Consider the following 15,346-nt stretch of genomic DNA (forward strand, 5'->3'; position numbering starts at 1 on the left):
GCCCGGTTGTGGCGCGGACCAGCTATTCGGCAGCCCCGACGAGTTCCTCGCCATAGTCCCTGGCCGGTGCCTGCACGGCGCCCTTGTCGACAAGGCGCAGGACGATGTCGGCGAAGGTGCTGGCAGGATCGCGCGGCACCTGGGTGCGGATGCTGGCGGCGGCGGCGGCGGCGATCGCAGGCCATGTCGCCCGTGCGGCCCAGGCGCGCTCCATTGCCTCGTCGATGGCAGCTTCAGTCGGTGCGGCCGCGATGAAGCCGGTCTCGCCGTCGCTGCAGACCTCTGCGCTGCCGGCCACGTCGGTCGTGATCGTCACCCGCCCGGCCAGCATCGTCTCGACCACCACCAGCGGCAGCCCTTCGGCGCGCGTCGGCAGGATCAGGGCGTGATGCTGTGCCCAGATCCCTCCCTGGACGTTCCGGACGAAACCGGGGAAGGCGACATTGTCGAGCCCAAGGAAGGCCGCCATTTCCTTCAGGCCCTCGGCGCGATCGCCGGCGCCGAAGAAGGAGACGCTGACGTCGCGGGCGCGCCACTTGGGCAGCGCCATCACCCGCAGCAACATGTCCTGGCCCTTCTCCATCGGGAAGAAGCGGCCGACACAGGCGAGCCTCAGCCCGTCGCCCGTATCGGGCCAGGGAAGCGGCGCATCCCAGGCGGTGAGGAACGGATTGCGCACGACCTCACCCCTGGGGATCGCCATGCCCATCTGCTCTTCGGTGAGTCGATGATTGTGGTGCGAGACGAAATAGGCTCCCTGCGCGTCGGCATACATCGCCTTGCACCGCTCGCGCATCCAGTCGGACGGCCAGTAGAGCTCAGTCGCCTTCTGGCAGATCAGCGCATAGGGAATGCCGAGCCGTCGCAGCACGCCTGCATAGAGGAAGCCGTCCCAATTGCCGCCTTGCGACAGGATGACCATGTCGGGGCGTGAGAAGCGCAGCGCGATATCGAGGCGGGCGAGTTGCCAGCTCAGCCCGGCGGCGCGGCTGATCAACGAGAAGATGCCGTAAAATGCCTTGGGCAGCAGCGGGAACTTGGCAAGATCGTGCAATGTGCACTTCGCCTCGTTCAGCCGCTTGATCGCCGGTTCGCCCTTGGGAAGGTTGGGCTTGGCGACCGATATGCGGTGACCGCGGCGGGCCAGTTCGGCGGCGGCAGCCCCCCAAAGTTCCTCGCTGCCCCCCCAATGTGTCTCGTTGCAGCTGATAAAAGCAATGTGGCGCGGATCGGCGATTTTCAAAAACGGAGCCCCCTCTGTGCTGTCGCTACCACGTTGCCCCTTTATGCCGTCAATCAAAAATCGCAGGATTTTGTAAAACAAGCAGTTATGTCGTGGCGAAATATCGGCGATGAACGGGTCGACCAGGGGGAATGAATCAGGTGCGGATCGGGCAAATCATCCGGGCGACGGAGTGGTGGGAGTATAAGCTGCTCCCGATCCTCGGCGTTTTCTATGCGACGCTCGCCTATCGCCGCGCATCGATTGCCGCTGCCTGGCCTGTCGTGATCGAATTGCTGATCGGGATCGCGGCCGGTGCCGTTTATGTGAGTGTGATCAACGATCTTACCGACCGTGACGAGGATCGGCGGGCTGGCAAGCCGAACCGGCTTGAGGGGCGATCGGGCGTGACGACCGTGCTGCTCGTTGCCGTGCCGCTGCTGATCGGGCTGGCAATGGCATGGCGCTGGCGTGACGATCCGTTGCTGCTGGCGGCCTATGGCGCAGCGTGGCTGGCATTCAGTGCCTATTCGCTGCCGCCCTTGCGGCTGAAGACGCGGGGCCTGTTGGGGGTGATGGCCGATGCGAGCGGCGCGCATCTGTTTCCCGCGCTGGTCGCGGCGCTGCTCGCCTTTCGCGCTGGCGGTGTGGCGCCCGATCTCGCCTGGCTCGTGCTGGTCGGCGTGTGGGCCGGTGCCTTCGGGATACGCGGCATCCTGTGGCATCAGCTGAGCGACGAGGAGGCCGACCGGATCGGCAATGTGCGCACCTTCGTGCAGCGGCATGGCGGGCGCTGGGCCAGGGCGATCGGGGCCAGGGCGATGTTCCCGCTGGAATGCGCCGCCCTGTTCGCCTTGCTGTGGCTGCTCGATGATCGCATCCCGTTCGTCGCGCTCGTGCTCTACGCCTTTCTCGTGATCTTCAAGCTGGAGCGGTTCGAGATGCACGCGGCGATCGTCCAGCCGCGCCCGCGCCATCTGATCCTGCTCAATGAATATTATGAGGTTTTCCTGCCGGTCTCGCTGCTGGTCGCCTCCGCGCTGGCGCATCCGGCGGACTGGATCATGCTGGCGCTGCATTGCCTGTTCTTTCCCGGCCGGTTGAGCCAGGTGATCTCCGACGCATGGAAGCTGCCGCGCCGTATTCATCAATAGGGGGCTGGTTTGAATCGGACCCCGGCCGGTCTCTCATGGCGCCGGGGTTCAGCGGATCTTTGCGACCGGTCCGGCTGCCGCGATCGGAAACGGGGTGCCGAAGGTCGCCATGAACTCGGCCGCGGGTACCGCCTTGCCATAATGATAGCCCTGGCCCGCGTCGCACCGCCAGGCGCGGAGCAGCGCCTCCTGCCCGGCCGTCTCGATGCCTTCCGCAATTACGTCCAGGCCAAGGCTGTGGCCGATCGCGACGACGCCCTTCACGATCGCCTCGCTATGCGGGTCCAGGCCGATATCCTCGACGAAGCTGCGATCGAGCTTGAGGCGTGAAAGGGGGAAGTCCTTCAACGTGCTGAGCGATGCGAAGCCCGTGCCGAAATCGTCGAAGGCGATGCTGACGCCGCGCGCGTGCAGCTCGCGGAGTGGTTCCAGCTCCTCGATGTCGTGGCGAAGCGCGATGGTTTCGGTGATCTCGATCTCGAGGTCCGCCGGGGAAAGCCGATGCCGGGCGAGCGTGCTCTCGATCACATCGACCAGGGTGCCGGCGCGGAGCTGGGCAGCGAACAGGTTGACGCCGATCCTGATCGGCGCGAGCCCGGCGTGGCGCCAGGCGGCTAGTGTGCGGCACGCGTCGTCGAGTACCCAGCACCCGGCTTCGAAAGCGAGGGCGTGCGTTTCGAGCACCGGCAGGAAGGCCTTGGGATAGAGCAGGCCGCGGGTCGGATGGCGCCAGCGTAGCAGCGCCTCCGCGCCGATCAGGCGGCCGTCGGCCAGGCTGACCTGAGGCTGGAAATGCAGTTCGAGCTGCCGGTCGGTGAAGGCGTAGCGCAACTCGTCCTGAAAGGCGCGATTGGTGGCGAGCTGGCTTTCCATGCCGGTATCGAACAGGCGGTAGCGCCGTCCGCCCGTGTTCTTCGCGCGGAAGAGCGCAAGATCGGCGCGAACCACCAGTTCGTCGGCGTTGCCCGCATGGAACGGGGCGAGCGCGACCCCGATGCTGGCGGACAGGTGGAACTGGTGCCCGCAGACCGAGAAGGGCCGGCCTATCAGCTCGAGCAGCGCGTCGGCGCGGCTGGCGATCTCGAGCGGGTCGCGATCATTGGGCATCAGGATCGCAAACTCGTCGCCACCCAGCCGCGCCAGCACGTCGTCAGGCCCCAACGATGCCGCGAGCCGCAGCGCCAATGCCTGCAACAACGTATCGCCCGCGGCATGGCCGAGCCCGTCATTGACGTCCTTGAACCCGTCCAGATCGAAGACCATCACCGTCGCAGCGGCGGTGCTTTCGAGCTGGGCCTCGATCCGCGCACGGAAGCTGTTGCGATTGAGCAGGCCGGTCAGTTCGTCGTGGTTCGCGAGATGATGGAGCCGTTCCTCGCGCGCGCGCCGGTCCGATATGTCCTGCAGTTGCGCGCCGAAGCCGAGGCCGAGCGACCCGCTCCACACCGACAGCGACAATTCTGCCGGAAACTCCGATCCGTCGCGGCGGACGGCGAGCACTTCGAGCGGTCGTCCGGTCATTCGCGCCTGCGCGCCGCCCGCGATCCGCATCAGCCCTTCGCGATGCGCCGCGCGAAAGCGCTCGGGCACGATCAGCTCGACGAAACGGCCTTCGACTTCGCGCGCCGCATAGCCGAACATTGCCTGCGCACCGTGATTCCAGAAGGTGATGCGCCCCTCTTCGTCAGTCGTGATGAGCGCCTGGTGGGCGACATCGGCAAAGGCGATGAGGGTATTCGCCGTTCGGCTGGCGTGGCGGCGTTCGAACAGATCGACGACGATGCCGGCCATCCGCGACAGCAGGGATTGCTGGCCGTCGGAGAAATCATGCCTCGGCTTCACGTCCAGCAGGCCGAAGCTGCCCAGCGCGAGGCCGTCCCGCGTGATCAGCGGTGCGCCCGCGTAGAAACGGATTCCTGCCCCGGCGACCAGATCGCTGGTCGCGAAGCGCTGATCGGCCAGCGCATCGGCGACGACCATCGGATCGATGCCGCGGACGACTTCGGCGCAGAAGGAGCCTTCGCGCTGGAGCGAATCGATTTCGACGCCGAACCTGGCCCTCAGCCAGACCTGCTCGCGGCCAACGAGCGTGATCGCGCAGATCGGTACGCCGAACATCTCGGCACCCAGGCGCACGATGCGGTCGAGATCGGGCTCGCCGGGCGTGCCGTCCAGGCCGTAGCGTCGCAAGCATTCGAGACGCTGCCGTTCGGCGCCTGCGGTCTCGCCATGGTGATCGATGATATTCGGCAATGGCACGACCTCTTACCGGGGTACCATTGCCGGGCGTATGTTACGCAAGTCTAAATGTTCGGCTCCGGTATAACCACTTGCGGTTGCGATCGGCGAAACCGGGGCCATTGAGTAGCCGGTCTCACAGACCGGCATTGGCCTCGACCGTCTTCGCCATCGATGCCCAGTCGAGTTCCGGCCGCTCGCGCGCCATCGTGGCGATCAGCCGGTCGCGGCCAAGCGACAGCATCGGCATCGGTACGCCGGCGGCGACGGCAGCCTCGGCGACCAGGCTCATGTCCTTGAAGCCGAGGGGCAGGGTGAAGCCGGCGGGCTCGTACTTCTCCTCGACCAGCACCTTGCCGTACACTTCGTAGATCAGCCCGCCGAAGACCGAGCCGGTCAGCGTGTCGAGCAACATGCTCTTGTCGACGCCATAGCGCCCTGCGAGCGTCATTGCCTCAGCCAGGGATTCGATCACCGTCATGATCAGGAAATTCCCGCTGAGCTTGACGATATTGGCCTTGTTGGGCGTCTCGCCCAGATTGAAGCTGCGCTGGCCGACCGCGTCGAACAACGGCTGGCAGATCGCGACTGCCTCGGCCGGGCCGGCCGCGACCACGAACAGCTTCTTCGCGGCCGCCGCCAGTGGCCTGCCGAAGACCGGCGCCGAGACGAAGGTCTGGCCAGCGTCCCGATGGGCGCTGGCCAGCCGGTCGGCGATGGCGATGCTGATCGTGCTCATCGAGACATGGATGGTCGGCGTGCCCGAGGCGAGGATGCCGTCCTCGCCGAAGGCCACTGCCTCGAGCGCCCTGTCGTCGGCCAGCATGCTCATCACCACCGGTTGCCGGGCGGCTTCGGCGGGGGTTGCGGCCAGGCTCGCGCCCTCGGCGACCAGCGGGGCGGCCTTGTCCGCGCTGCGGTTCCACACGGTGACCCGATGTCCCGCCTCGATCAGATTGCCCGCGATCTGGCTGCCCATCTGGCCCAGGCCGATGAAACCGACGTCCATGAACTGGCTCCCTGTGCGTTTAATCAGAAATCGTCGCGTTAGGTCGGGGTAGGGTAGTGCACAATCTCGGAGTTCGCGCCTGCCTGCCGCCCGGGTGCCCGCCTGTGGCCCGGATCGTAGCGTCGCGGGCCGGAACAAGAACCGAAACGGCGATGGTCGTCACTCCTGACGGGCACTGCGATTCGTCCCAAGAAATAGGACGTTTTGCCCCCTTCGATGCGAAAGTATTGTTCCGCGCACAGCAATGCAATTTGCGTGTCGTATCGGGCACGCAATGGATAAGGAGGGGCTGGCCCTCGGCGGGGAGGCACGATCCGGGCACGCGAATGCTTTCCAAGCGCTTACCATAAAGTAGATTGCTCCGAATGGGACCGAATCGACTCGACGGCCTGACCGCCCGCCAGCTGCAATGTCTTCGCGGCAAATGGGATCGGAAGATGGACAAGGAGATCGCGCACGAGCTCGGCATCTCCCAGCGTGCGGTCGAGGGGCATCTGCGCGGTGCGCGCGAGAAGCTCGGTACGGCCTCCACCCGTGCCGCCGTGCTGATGGTCGCCGTGCGGGAGGGGTGGGAGGGTTCGGTTGAACCGAACCGTGGACCGTCCGATCTTCCGAACCCCGGCGATTCCGGCGCAATCCTGTTTCCGGACGAGGAGGGGCCGGTTCCCGCTTCCGCTTCGGTCCGCGACAGCTGGTCCCGGTCGGGTCAGCAATGGTCGCCGATCGGAGCGGAAGCGCGCTGGCCCATCCCAACACGGGAAGGGCAACGCAATGACCTGAGCACGCTTCAGCGACTGGCCTGGCCGTTCGCGATCGCGACACTGGTGATGGCCATTCTTTTTCTGGGTTTCGGTGTGGTCAACGGCGCCGGCGAATTCATCGGCACGGTTCTGAACCGCACATTCTGACAGCACATTCTTGATAGCGCCCGCGTCCTGCGCCGGCGCAGGGGGTAATCATGCTCAACGATCGTCTTTCCGCGGCGCGCAAAGTCGCGCAGACCCTGATCCCGGCAGAGCGCAATCTCGACGCCTCGTTGCGCAGCAACGCGGAACTGACGCTGGCGATGCTGGCGGCGCGCGAGGAAGCGCGGCTGCCGCTGTCGATTGCCAGCGACGCCCTGCGGCATAATGCGGACGCGAACGTCGCGCTCGCCAAGGCCTGGTCGAGCATCGCGCTGGTCCATGGCGCGTTGCGGGCGGCGCAGCACGATGTCGGGCTCGACGGCGTCAAGGCGTGGTTCGGCGATCAGTCGCTTTGCGAGGATACCGCGCTCGGCACCGCCACGGTTGTCTCGATCAGCACGGCCGCATGATCGCGGGTTGACGAGAGGGCTGGTTGGATGCTCCGCTCCGGACATGCTGCGCATCATTCTGTACGAGATGATTCTGATCATCTGCTGCGCCTACGCGCTGGCGCGGGGCGGCGCGCCGGAGCGGAGCGCGGCGGCCATGATGCTGGCCGCCTCGCTCGCCAGCTTCGTCACCCAGTCGCAGCCCTTCTCCGGCTCCTTTCAGAAAATGCAGATGTGGGTCTTCGTGATCGACATGCTGTTGCTGGTGGGTCTGTTCGTCCTGGCGGTCGCCTCGACGCGTTTCTGGCCGCTGTGGCTCGCCGGCTTTCAGCTTCTGGCGGTCGCCGCGCATTTCATCCGCGCGGTGGACCAGAGCGCCTTGTCCAGGGGCTATCAGTTCCTGATCTCGTTCGAGGCGTATCCGATGTTGCTGCTGGTGGCGCTTGGCGCGTGGCGGCACCGGCGGCGGCTTCAACTCTACGGTGCCGACAGATCCTGGAGGGATTCCTCGAGCCTGTAGCGGGGGCCGGCGCGGCCGGCCTGTCCGCCCGGCTGGTGGAGGAGTTCGGCTCGCTGCCCGGCGTGCTGGCGGCGAGCGGGCAGGCGCGGTTGCGCGTGCTGGAGGGCAGGCCCGATCTCGACGCACTGCTTGGCGGGCTCGACGTGGCGCTGGCGCATATCGCCACGCTGCGCTTCGCGCGCGGGCCGGTGGTCGACAGCTGGCCGGCACTGCTCGACTATCTGCGGCTCACCCATGCCTTCAGCGCGGTGGAAATCGCGCGGGTGCTTCACCTGGACGGCCAGGGCAGGCTGATCCTCGACGAGGAGATATCGCGCGGGACGATCGACGAAGCGACGATCCATGTGCGCGAGGTGATCCGCCGCGCGGTGGAGCTTCACGCGGCGTCGATCGTGCTGGTGCACAACCACCCGAGCGGGGATCCGGCACCGAGCCGGGCGGACGTCGACATCACCCGCCGCATCGCCCGAGCGGGCCAGCCGCTGGGGATCGCGGTGCACGACCATCTGATCATGTCGACCAGCGGCCATGCGAGCATGCGGGAACTGGGGTTAATCTAGGGGGCAATCTTCAGGGGGTGGTCGGAAAATGGTACCGACGTGACCGCGGGGCTTCCCAACTTGGGGCTAGCCGGTCGCGCCTCTGCACTCTACTCCCGCGGTTCAACTGAATGTCGAACTGGGCGTAGGCAGTATGATGAAGGGCGCCGGGACAGTTGCGGCAGAGGGCATCGGGGTGGCGCCGGCGCCATTGCTCGAGGGTGGGCAATCTGTTCGCGTGGGCGTGACTGATCCCGATCGGAAATATGTGTTTGGCCTGGATGTGATCCGGGCAAGCGCGATCCTGCTGGTCATCATCTCGCACACCAAGGTCGCATTGATGGGCCTTGGGGTCGCCGGCGTCGAACTGTTCTTCGTCCTCAGCGGCTATCTGGTCGGCGGAATCTTCCTGACCGAGATCCTGCGAGCGCGGGACGGCTTCGGCACGCTGCTGGTGCGTTTCTGGCGGCGGCGGTGGGCCCGGACGATACCCAGCTATCTGCTGTTCTTCGTGATCTGGCTCGTCCTGCTCCCGCCGGCGGATATGTCCGTGTCGAACCTGGCGCGCTACGCCCTGTTTCTCCAGAACTTCGCCTGGCCCAGCGACGGCTTCTACGCTGTTTCGTGGAGCCTCGCGGTCGAGGAATGGTTCTATATCATTATACCGGGGCTGGCGACGATCCTGCTCGTCGCCACGCGCCGACCCTGGCTGTCGCTTGGCGTTACCTGCGCCTTCATCGTTGTCGCTTCAGCGATCATCAGGCTGATCCCCGTGATCACCGATTTCAACTTCGGCATGCGCATGCTCGTGATCTATCGGCTGGATGCCCTGGCGATCGGCGTGTTGGCCGCGATGCTGGCGCGACAGAAGCCCCATTTGTGGCTGCTCTGCGGCCGTGCATGGCCGGCCGCGCTCCTCGTCCTCGCGGTGCTGAGCTACGTCACTATCGACTATCGCGTGGGCATGCCGAACTGGCAGGCGACGCTGCTGCTGTCGTCGTTGCCGCTGGCGAGCGTCATATTGTTGGCGCGCGCGGTGCCGTTCCGGGATAGGGGCGGCGCTATCGGTGCGTCGATCAAGAAGATCAGCCAGTGGTCCTATTCTCTGTACCTATGCCACTTTCCTATTCTTATGATGCTGTATCAGATACCCGGCTATTCCGATCTTTCTTCATTTGAAAAGATGTTGGCCAAGATTGTTGCATTGGGTGTCGCAATATTGATTTCAGCAGCGCTGTATACTTTATTCGAGAAGCCGTTTCTTTATGTGCTGAGTCCCCGCAAGCTTGTGCGAACGGGCGACTCTGGAGAAGCGTTGCGGGACCGGTCTGAGCTCAGTCCGCCCGTGTTTGGACACCGCTGAGTAGTAGGCAACTGGCTCGGCGCGACCGAGGCGGATGGTATCTCAGGGAAATGAGTTGGCGTTCGCGACCTGTTTATGTGGGCATTCCATTTCAGCCGGATCGTCTGAGGGCTGCGATGGCGTGGGCAAATGGAGATCTCTTTTTGAGATAGAAAAAGAGGAGCGGACCCCGATAGGGATATCGGCACATACAAAGACCCAAGGCGCTGAATCCACTCGGTATCGTCGGGCCGAATGTTGTTCGAGCGAAATGCCTGAATCTGCGCCGCGCAGAACGAATGGCTAACTCCGCCAGGAGGCAGGAATGCCGATCGTGTGGCGGAGGCAGAGATCGCTGATCGCCCGTATGGCGACGGATACATCGCTGGCCAGCAAGCGAAACTTGTTGCGTCTGTGAACTCGCCCCCGCTCGAATCAACCTGTATAGGCGCGGCTTCGAGCGTAGAACGATGGCAATATTCGAGTCAGGGTGGGGCGATGCAAACAAGGGCGATAGATACGACGGCGGCGCAGGCTCTAAGCAGGCGCTTGTTCGCGCCCGTTCGCGGCGAAAGTCGGCACTTTTTCTTGATCGATCTCGTGCGTGGGTTCGCAGCCTTGGCCGTCGTTATTTTCCACTATCAGAATTTCGCAATACCGGCTGGTTCGATCGAGCAGGTTCTAGTGGTGCGTGATGCTATGCCTTGGCGAACCCTCTTGTGGCCAATATACGATTTTGGTCTCTTTGCAGTGCAGCTATTCTGGCTAATTTCTGGTTTCGTATTCACTGGGGTTTATGTTGGCCATGCTCATACAACCCGTTATTTTGTAGCGAGCAGAATCGCCCGCCTTTATCCACTTCACCTGATCACACTTCTCATGGTTGCGGGTCTCCAGTTTGGTCGACTTGGTACCTTGGGTAATTTCGCAATCTATCAGGCGAACGATACCTATCATTTTGTACTGCATCTTTTCATGGCTTCTGACTGGGGGTTTCAGCGAGCGCCCTCATTTAATGCTCCAATCTGGTCGGTCTCACTAGAAATATTGATATACGCCATATTCTGGTTGATAGCGTCTCGGCTTTACCGGTTTGGCCTGATAGGCCCTTTTGCATTGGCAGGCGCTTTCGCGATGGGGAGTATTTTCAATTTTCCGGGTACGTTGTTCTGGCAATGTGGTTTCTATTTCTTCCTCGGATCTGCGGCGCATTGCGCATATATCGTAGCGGGTAAGAAATCTCGCTGGCTTGCCATTCCGGGGATAGCGGGCCTCGGCCTCGTTGCAGCCCTATTGGCTGTGCATCCGGCCATCGGTGTGCCCAAGCTAATGCCGGCGATCCTGCCAAGCCTGTTTTTGATTATTTGCAGTGTCGAATCGTCACATCTGGTCCTGCCGAAATGGGCGCGCGCCATCGGTGATATGACATACGGCGTTTATCTGTGGCATATCCCGCTAATGTTGACTGCCATGCTCGTCTTGGATGGTATCATTGGGTCGCGCAGGATCGTTTTGCAGCCGGGCTTTTTGATCGCTTATGCCGCTGTCATCGCATTGATCGGCGCGCTGTCATTCTATCTGATCGAGAGGCCATCCAAGAGGGCGTTGATGCGCTTGCTTGAGGGTGGGATGGCTAGAAAACGCCAAGGAATTTAGATCGCACCCTTTTTGTCGCCAAAACATCCCGCGCCTCACAACGAGCAACAATTCCCACCGCATCGGTATAGCGGCCGTTTGCCACCTCAAGCTGCCCAGTCTGTTCGATGAAGCCCGATTGCCATGGCCGCGCGTCGTCATGTCCGTCGGGCAGCTTGGCGCTCTCGGGCAGGGCCGCCGGGGATACGCCGTTGAGCCAGCTACTCGGCAACAGGGCCGAGCAGGGTGATGCATTTGCCTGAATGACGGTATGAGCGCAGCCGGCAAGCAGCGCGATCGGCAGCATCGTTGCTATCGCCGCCAGGTGCCTGATTGATCGCATCTCTTCCCTCCTTCACGGTCTCATGGATGGATCGCTCGGCCGCCTGGGCGTTGCCGAGCGTCTGGACTGCGTCGTGCCCACTTTCGATCGCGGCCCCGCGCTGGCCGGCCGCAAGGCGGGCTTCAGTTGCCGCCTTGCGTGCCGTGCCGCATGATCGGAGCGCGAACAGGCCGGCAAGCAACGCGATCAGGATCGTCGCCAATGCGATCCTGAACAAGGCTGCGACAGGGACGGCCGGCACTATGCCACCCCCTTGATCTTCTCGGCGAACTTGAAGCCGTAGACCGTGCCGGCCCAGGCAAGCGACATGCCCGCCGCGGTGATATCGAACCGGTCGAACAGCAGAGGCTGCAGGATCATTGTCCAGGCGACTGTCGCGTTGGTGATCCAGTCGAGCGTCGGGCGGGCGAGCCGAACGAACGCCTGATACCAGGCCTGTTCGCGGATCCGGTGATCGGGCATGTTGATCGCGTTCGTCGGTGCAGCTTTCGTCATCTCTACGACAATCGGCTCGACGGGGTCGCCGATAGCCGTGCCGCTCACGCCGCCCTCGCCAGCCAGCCATACAGAAAGGCCTCGTTGGCGGTCCGGTCTTCAGTCAGCGAGAGATAGCGCTCACCTTGAAGGGCGTTGAGCAGCACGAGCAGTCGCCGTTCGCCTTCCGCTCCGCGTCTGGCAAGAAACGCCTTCAATGCGGCGAGCGTCGTCGTGCCAACCGCTCCATCGATGGTAAGGTCCGGATAATCCCGTGCGCCGTTATTGAGTCCGTTGAGCGAGCGTTGCAGGAAAGCCGTGGCGACCACCGGGCCCATATTCACGCCGGTATCGACCAGTTCTGCAGCAACCGGCATTGATACCGTGGCAATCTGGTCGAAGCGTGGCGCGATCACATAACGACGCCGATAAATCTCGAAGGCGAAGTCCCGCGTCATGGCGCGCATCGGCCCCGTAAAGCCTTGGCTGCGCGCGATTGCTGCGGTGATGCCGTGGTTCGTCTCGCCGCCGGCGTCGTTGGGGTTATTGACATAGCCTCCCTCGTTCGCCAGCACTTGTTCGATCACTGCGTCAATCGTCTTCATCACGGCTTTCCCTTCAATAGCATCCAGAGGGCGAGCCCCGCGCCGGCCAGCCAGCCGACGAGAGGTGAGCGAACAACCCAGCCGCCGAAGCTCATTGCTCCGTCGCGGCGATGTCTGTCCGCTTCGAGCGCTAGCACGCGCTTTTCGAGTTCCTTGACCTTGACCGGAAGGTCGGCCGCGCTGATTACCCTTTCGCCGAGTGCGTCAAGTTTGGTCGACATCATGTTCAAATTGTGGATAACTTCACGAAGTTGACCCTTCATCTCGCCTAGCATCATCCCTGTAGTATCGAGTTGTTCTGTCATATTGTTAAATCCAAGAAAATATCAGCAATTGGAAATTAGATAATAAGGCGAACGGGTTGCTGGTATAATGCAAGGCTTTATCTTCGTGGCTTTTGACATATATGACTGGCCTGGGTTTGTGCGTGAGTATGTCCAAGTGTAATGCGAGGCGTATGGTAAAGTCCCCGTAAACCCGAAAGACGCCGAGTGCGATGCTAAGCGCAAGGTCGCGCGCTGTAGATATAGTCGCCAAAGATACTTTGTCTTTGAGCATTACAACGTTATTTGTTGAGCGGCTGCCACCTTGGCGTAACCTGAGGCGTTCGGATGGAGGCCATCGGAGGTGTCTGTCACTGGATCGATCCAGCCATCTGTGTTGACAAAAATGATGTTGGCGTCCCCAATCGCAGTCACGGCCGCCAATATTGCACTGTTGTAGGTGTTCCGCTGTGCGTAGTTCGCAATGGTGGTTCCTACAGAAAGGATGCCTCGTGCATATATCTTCGCTGAAGGTAGCCCCGCACGGATGAGGGAAAGCATGGTCTGGTAGTCGGACCGGAAGGTGGCGATCGGGACCCCCGTAATCATGTCGTTGACGCCGCCAGCGCAGAAGACGCGGGTGGGAATAGAGGTTAGGCTAGTTATCTGGGAGGTCGTATCACGAAGGCCTGTAGAGACTTTGGCTCCTGACCCACCCCGCCTGATGGAAACCCTGCCTGTAGCCTGCGCGAGGATGTAAGGGTCCATGAGACGTGAGTCTGCTTGGGAGGCGAGGGCATTTCCCTGTACGATGGAGTCCCCGAAATACGCGTCCACTTGTTTGGGGGTATGTAAGGAAGCGCTTAGACTGTCTACGAGGATAGCATTGACATAGATCGTGGCGCTAACCGAGATGAACTTGACCTCATACTCGTGGGTCCCGGACAGGCCTGTAGCAAGGGCGACGACCTCATAGTTGGAAGACATGGCAGGAGTGACCGAGGCTATCTCCACTCCGTCCTGCAGCAGAACGATTGCTCCTGTGCCGAAGCCGTTGAACATCCAGAGGCGCACTGAGGTTGTGGTGGCTGCAAACCTTAGTCCGCAGCCACTAGGCTGCGACCAATAGCGTTGCTCGTTCCCAGTCGCGTACAGCGAGGCGCTGCCGGTGATGCCTTCAGCTGCGATATAATTTGAATACGGGGCCGTGCCCACCGGATAGAAATTGGGCACGTCCGAAGGGCGGGTTATTTGAGGCGCGATCCCCGCAATACGATAGCAAAGATCGTTGTCAAAGTACTGGCCCTTCAACTTGATCCGATGATTTCCCTCGGGAAGGCGGAAGAGTGGGACGAAAGACCAGCCTGCGGGGGCTACAATTGTGGTTGGGGTTCCTCCATCTATCTGAAGCGTGTAGTTTCCTCCGAAGAGTTGCGCGGAGAGGTCCGTGCCACGGATCATCGCATCAAGGTAACAGTTCCCAAGGCCCATTCCCAAACCGGGGACCCCCACCACGTTATGCCCACTTGAGGCCACCGGAGCGGCGTATCCGCCTAGCTTGGCTACTGCGCTGTCTCCGAATGCTACGTCCAAGGTTATCGGAAGTCTGACCGCCTCTAGATAGCTGCCAGCTTCGACTGCGGTGTTTCCAATGTCGGACGTATTCTGTGACCAGGATATGCCGAAGCTGCCGGCATTCGGCCCGTTTGCGATAAGTGCATCTATCTCGATCCAGCCCGACCCGGCCGCTCCTGTTATCGAGATGTCCGCCGCACTGAAAGTGGTATCCACAGCGATATTACTTAGAGCGGCGTCCCCCGGAGCGATGCTATAGTGCTGCACGCGAATTCTCGTGGCTGCGGCGGGGCCGAGGTGGCGCCACTTGAAATCTGCCGCCGCAGTGGTGGTGAAATAGATCTTGCCGTTGATTCGGGTTAGTGTGTTTGCAGCCAATGGCACTGAAAGATCGGTGTCGATGTTCAGCGTCGCATCTGCCGTGATCGTCGTTGAGGTGCTCTTAGTATAGCGAATGGGAAGGGCGGCAACTGCAAGAGTTGTGGTCGCAAGATCAAGTGCTGTCTGTCTGGCGGCTGCCGATGCTATGTCTCGCGCGGCCTGGCTCTCCATTACGGCCTCTGCTACAGATGTTGCGTCGTTCGGCACCGCGATGAACTGCGTTCCGTCATGGCCGAGCACCTTGCCTGCAAGCTCCGAGGCCGGCGGTAAGGTGGGCGCGGGATCGCCCAACGGCACCTTAAGCGCGCGCGTGCCCAAATCGTGGTTGACCAGATCCCGGATCGCCCCGCGCCGGTTGATCATGTTCACGGTCGAAAGATTGTACGCGCCCTGGTCCGCGAATTCGCTGGTCTGGAGATAATCCGGTTCGGAGATGAGCAGGATCTGCGTCCCGCTGGCCGGCGGCGTGGTGAAGGTCACCGTGCCGGAGGTGGCGCCGAAGGTGACGCCATAGTGTGTCGAATAGGTCTTGCGGACGCCGTCGACATAAACGCCGACATCCGTTGCTGCGACGATCGAGAAATTGAATGGGAACTCGGCCTGCGTGCCGGTGCCATTCTGGGGTTCGCTTGAAATGTTCGGACTGATTGCGGCCACGCGGCACCTCCTGTGATGGAGGTGGCTTAGGCGGTGGCGGGAAAGGTTTGAATCAACCCGCGCCGGACGGAGATAGATCCGGAATCCGATCTATC

Annotated in this window: 15 protein-coding genes; 7 read left to right on the top strand and 8 right to left on the bottom strand. The window is 62.3% G+C overall.

The features are described 5' to 3' along the window. Window positions 1–22: 22 nt before the first annotated feature. Window positions 23–1,243 carry a glycosyltransferase family 4 protein gene (locus NDN01_RS24485; protein WP_272624825.1) on the bottom strand — a complete coding sequence of 407 codons (1,221 nt, stop codon included), beginning with the start codon at window positions 1,241–1,243 and terminating at the stop codon, window positions 23–25. Between the two features lie 140 nt (window positions 1,244–1,383). On the opposite strand from NDN01_RS24485, the gene NDN01_RS24490 reads away from it, so the two are divergent. Further along, complete coding sequence (locus tag NDN01_RS24490) at window positions 1,384–2,376, top strand: UbiA family prenyltransferase (RefSeq protein WP_272624826.1); 993 nt, start codon at window positions 1,384–1,386, stop codon at window positions 2,374–2,376. Window positions 2,377–2,424: 48 nt separating this feature from the next. On the opposite strand, the gene NDN01_RS24495 is transcribed toward NDN01_RS24490, so the two are convergent. Both NDN01_RS24495 and NDN01_RS24500 read right to left on the bottom strand, forming a co-directional pair. Continuing rightward, on the bottom strand, window positions 2,425–4,635 hold the full coding sequence (locus tag NDN01_RS24495) for a putative bifunctional diguanylate cyclase/phosphodiesterase (RefSeq protein ID WP_272624827.1): 2,211 nt from the start codon (window positions 4,633–4,635) through the stop codon (window positions 2,425–2,427). Between the two features lie 115 nt (window positions 4,636–4,750). Further along, on the bottom strand, window positions 4,751–5,623 hold the full coding sequence (locus tag NDN01_RS24500) for an NAD(P)-dependent oxidoreductase (protein WP_272624828.1): 873 nt from the start codon (window positions 5,621–5,623) through the stop codon (window positions 4,751–4,753). Window positions 5,624–6,060: 437 nt separating this feature from the next. On the opposite strand from NDN01_RS24500, the gene NDN01_RS24505 reads away from it, so the two are divergent. The 6 genes from NDN01_RS24505 (at window position 6,061) to NDN01_RS24530 (ending at window position 10,974) form a co-directional block, all read left to right on the top strand. After that, on the top strand, window positions 6,061–6,531 hold the full coding sequence (locus NDN01_RS24505) for a LuxR C-terminal-related transcriptional regulator (protein ID WP_443025171.1): 471 nt from the start codon (window positions 6,061–6,063) through the stop codon (window positions 6,529–6,531). Between the two features lie 50 nt (window positions 6,532–6,581). Further along, window positions 6,582–6,938, top strand: a complete 357-nt coding sequence (locus NDN01_RS24510) for a hypothetical protein (RefSeq protein WP_272624830.1) — start codon at window positions 6,582–6,584, stop codon at window positions 6,936–6,938. 43 nt (window positions 6,939–6,981) lie between these two features. Beyond that, entirely contained in the window at window positions 6,982–7,437 is a 456-nt protein-coding gene (locus tag NDN01_RS24515; protein WP_272624831.1) for a hypothetical protein, read from the top strand. Further along, complete coding sequence (locus NDN01_RS24520; RefSeq protein WP_272624832.1) at window positions 7,368–7,997, top strand: JAB domain-containing protein; 630 nt, start codon at window positions 7,368–7,370, stop codon at window positions 7,995–7,997. The genes NDN01_RS24515 and NDN01_RS24520 overlap by 70 nt, the downstream gene beginning before the upstream one ends. Window positions 7,998–8,130: 133 nt before the next feature. After that, window positions 8,131–9,339, top strand: coding sequence for an acyltransferase family protein (locus tag NDN01_RS24525; RefSeq protein WP_272624833.1), 1,209 nt, complete (start codon window positions 8,131–8,133; stop codon window positions 9,337–9,339). 567 nt (window positions 9,340–9,906) lie between these two features. After that, window positions 9,907–10,974, top strand: a complete 1,068-nt coding sequence (locus tag NDN01_RS24530) for an acyltransferase family protein (RefSeq protein WP_272624834.1) — start codon at window positions 9,907–9,909, stop codon at window positions 10,972–10,974. Window positions 10,975–11,174: 200 nt separating this feature from the next. Here the strand turns inward: NDN01_RS24530 and NDN01_RS24535 are convergent, their stop codons facing one another. The 5 genes from NDN01_RS24535 to NDN01_RS24555 form a co-directional block, all read right to left on the bottom strand. Next, window positions 11,175–11,537 (bottom strand): hypothetical protein, encoded by a 363-nt coding sequence (locus NDN01_RS24535; RefSeq protein ID WP_272624835.1) that lies wholly within the window; start codon window positions 11,535–11,537, stop codon window positions 11,175–11,177. Beyond that, complete coding sequence (locus tag NDN01_RS24540; protein ID WP_272624836.1) at window positions 11,537–11,839, bottom strand: hypothetical protein; 303 nt, start codon at window positions 11,837–11,839, stop codon at window positions 11,537–11,539. The genes NDN01_RS24535 and NDN01_RS24540 overlap by 1 nt, the downstream gene beginning before the upstream one ends. Continuing rightward, window positions 11,836–12,375, bottom strand: a complete 540-nt coding sequence (locus NDN01_RS24545) for a glycoside hydrolase family 108 protein (protein ID WP_272624837.1) — start codon at window positions 12,373–12,375, stop codon at window positions 11,836–11,838. The genes NDN01_RS24540 and NDN01_RS24545 overlap by 4 nt, the downstream gene beginning before the upstream one ends. Continuing rightward, complete coding sequence (locus NDN01_RS24550; RefSeq protein ID WP_272624838.1) at window positions 12,375–12,680, bottom strand: hypothetical protein; 306 nt, start codon at window positions 12,678–12,680, stop codon at window positions 12,375–12,377. Before NDN01_RS24550 ends, NDN01_RS24545 begins: the two co-directional genes overlap by 1 nt. Before the next feature lie 252 nt (window positions 12,681–12,932). Then, window positions 12,933–15,251, bottom strand: coding sequence for an SGNH/GDSL hydrolase family protein (locus NDN01_RS24555; RefSeq protein WP_272624839.1), 2,319 nt, complete (start codon window positions 15,249–15,251; stop codon window positions 12,933–12,935). Between the last annotated feature and the right edge of the window lie 95 nt (window positions 15,252–15,346).

The sequence above is a fragment of the Sphingomonas sp. QA11 genome, assembly GCF_028473665.1.
Classification (GTDB): Bacteria; Pseudomonadota; Alphaproteobacteria; order Sphingomonadales; family Sphingomonadaceae; genus Sphingomonas; species Sphingomonas phytovorans.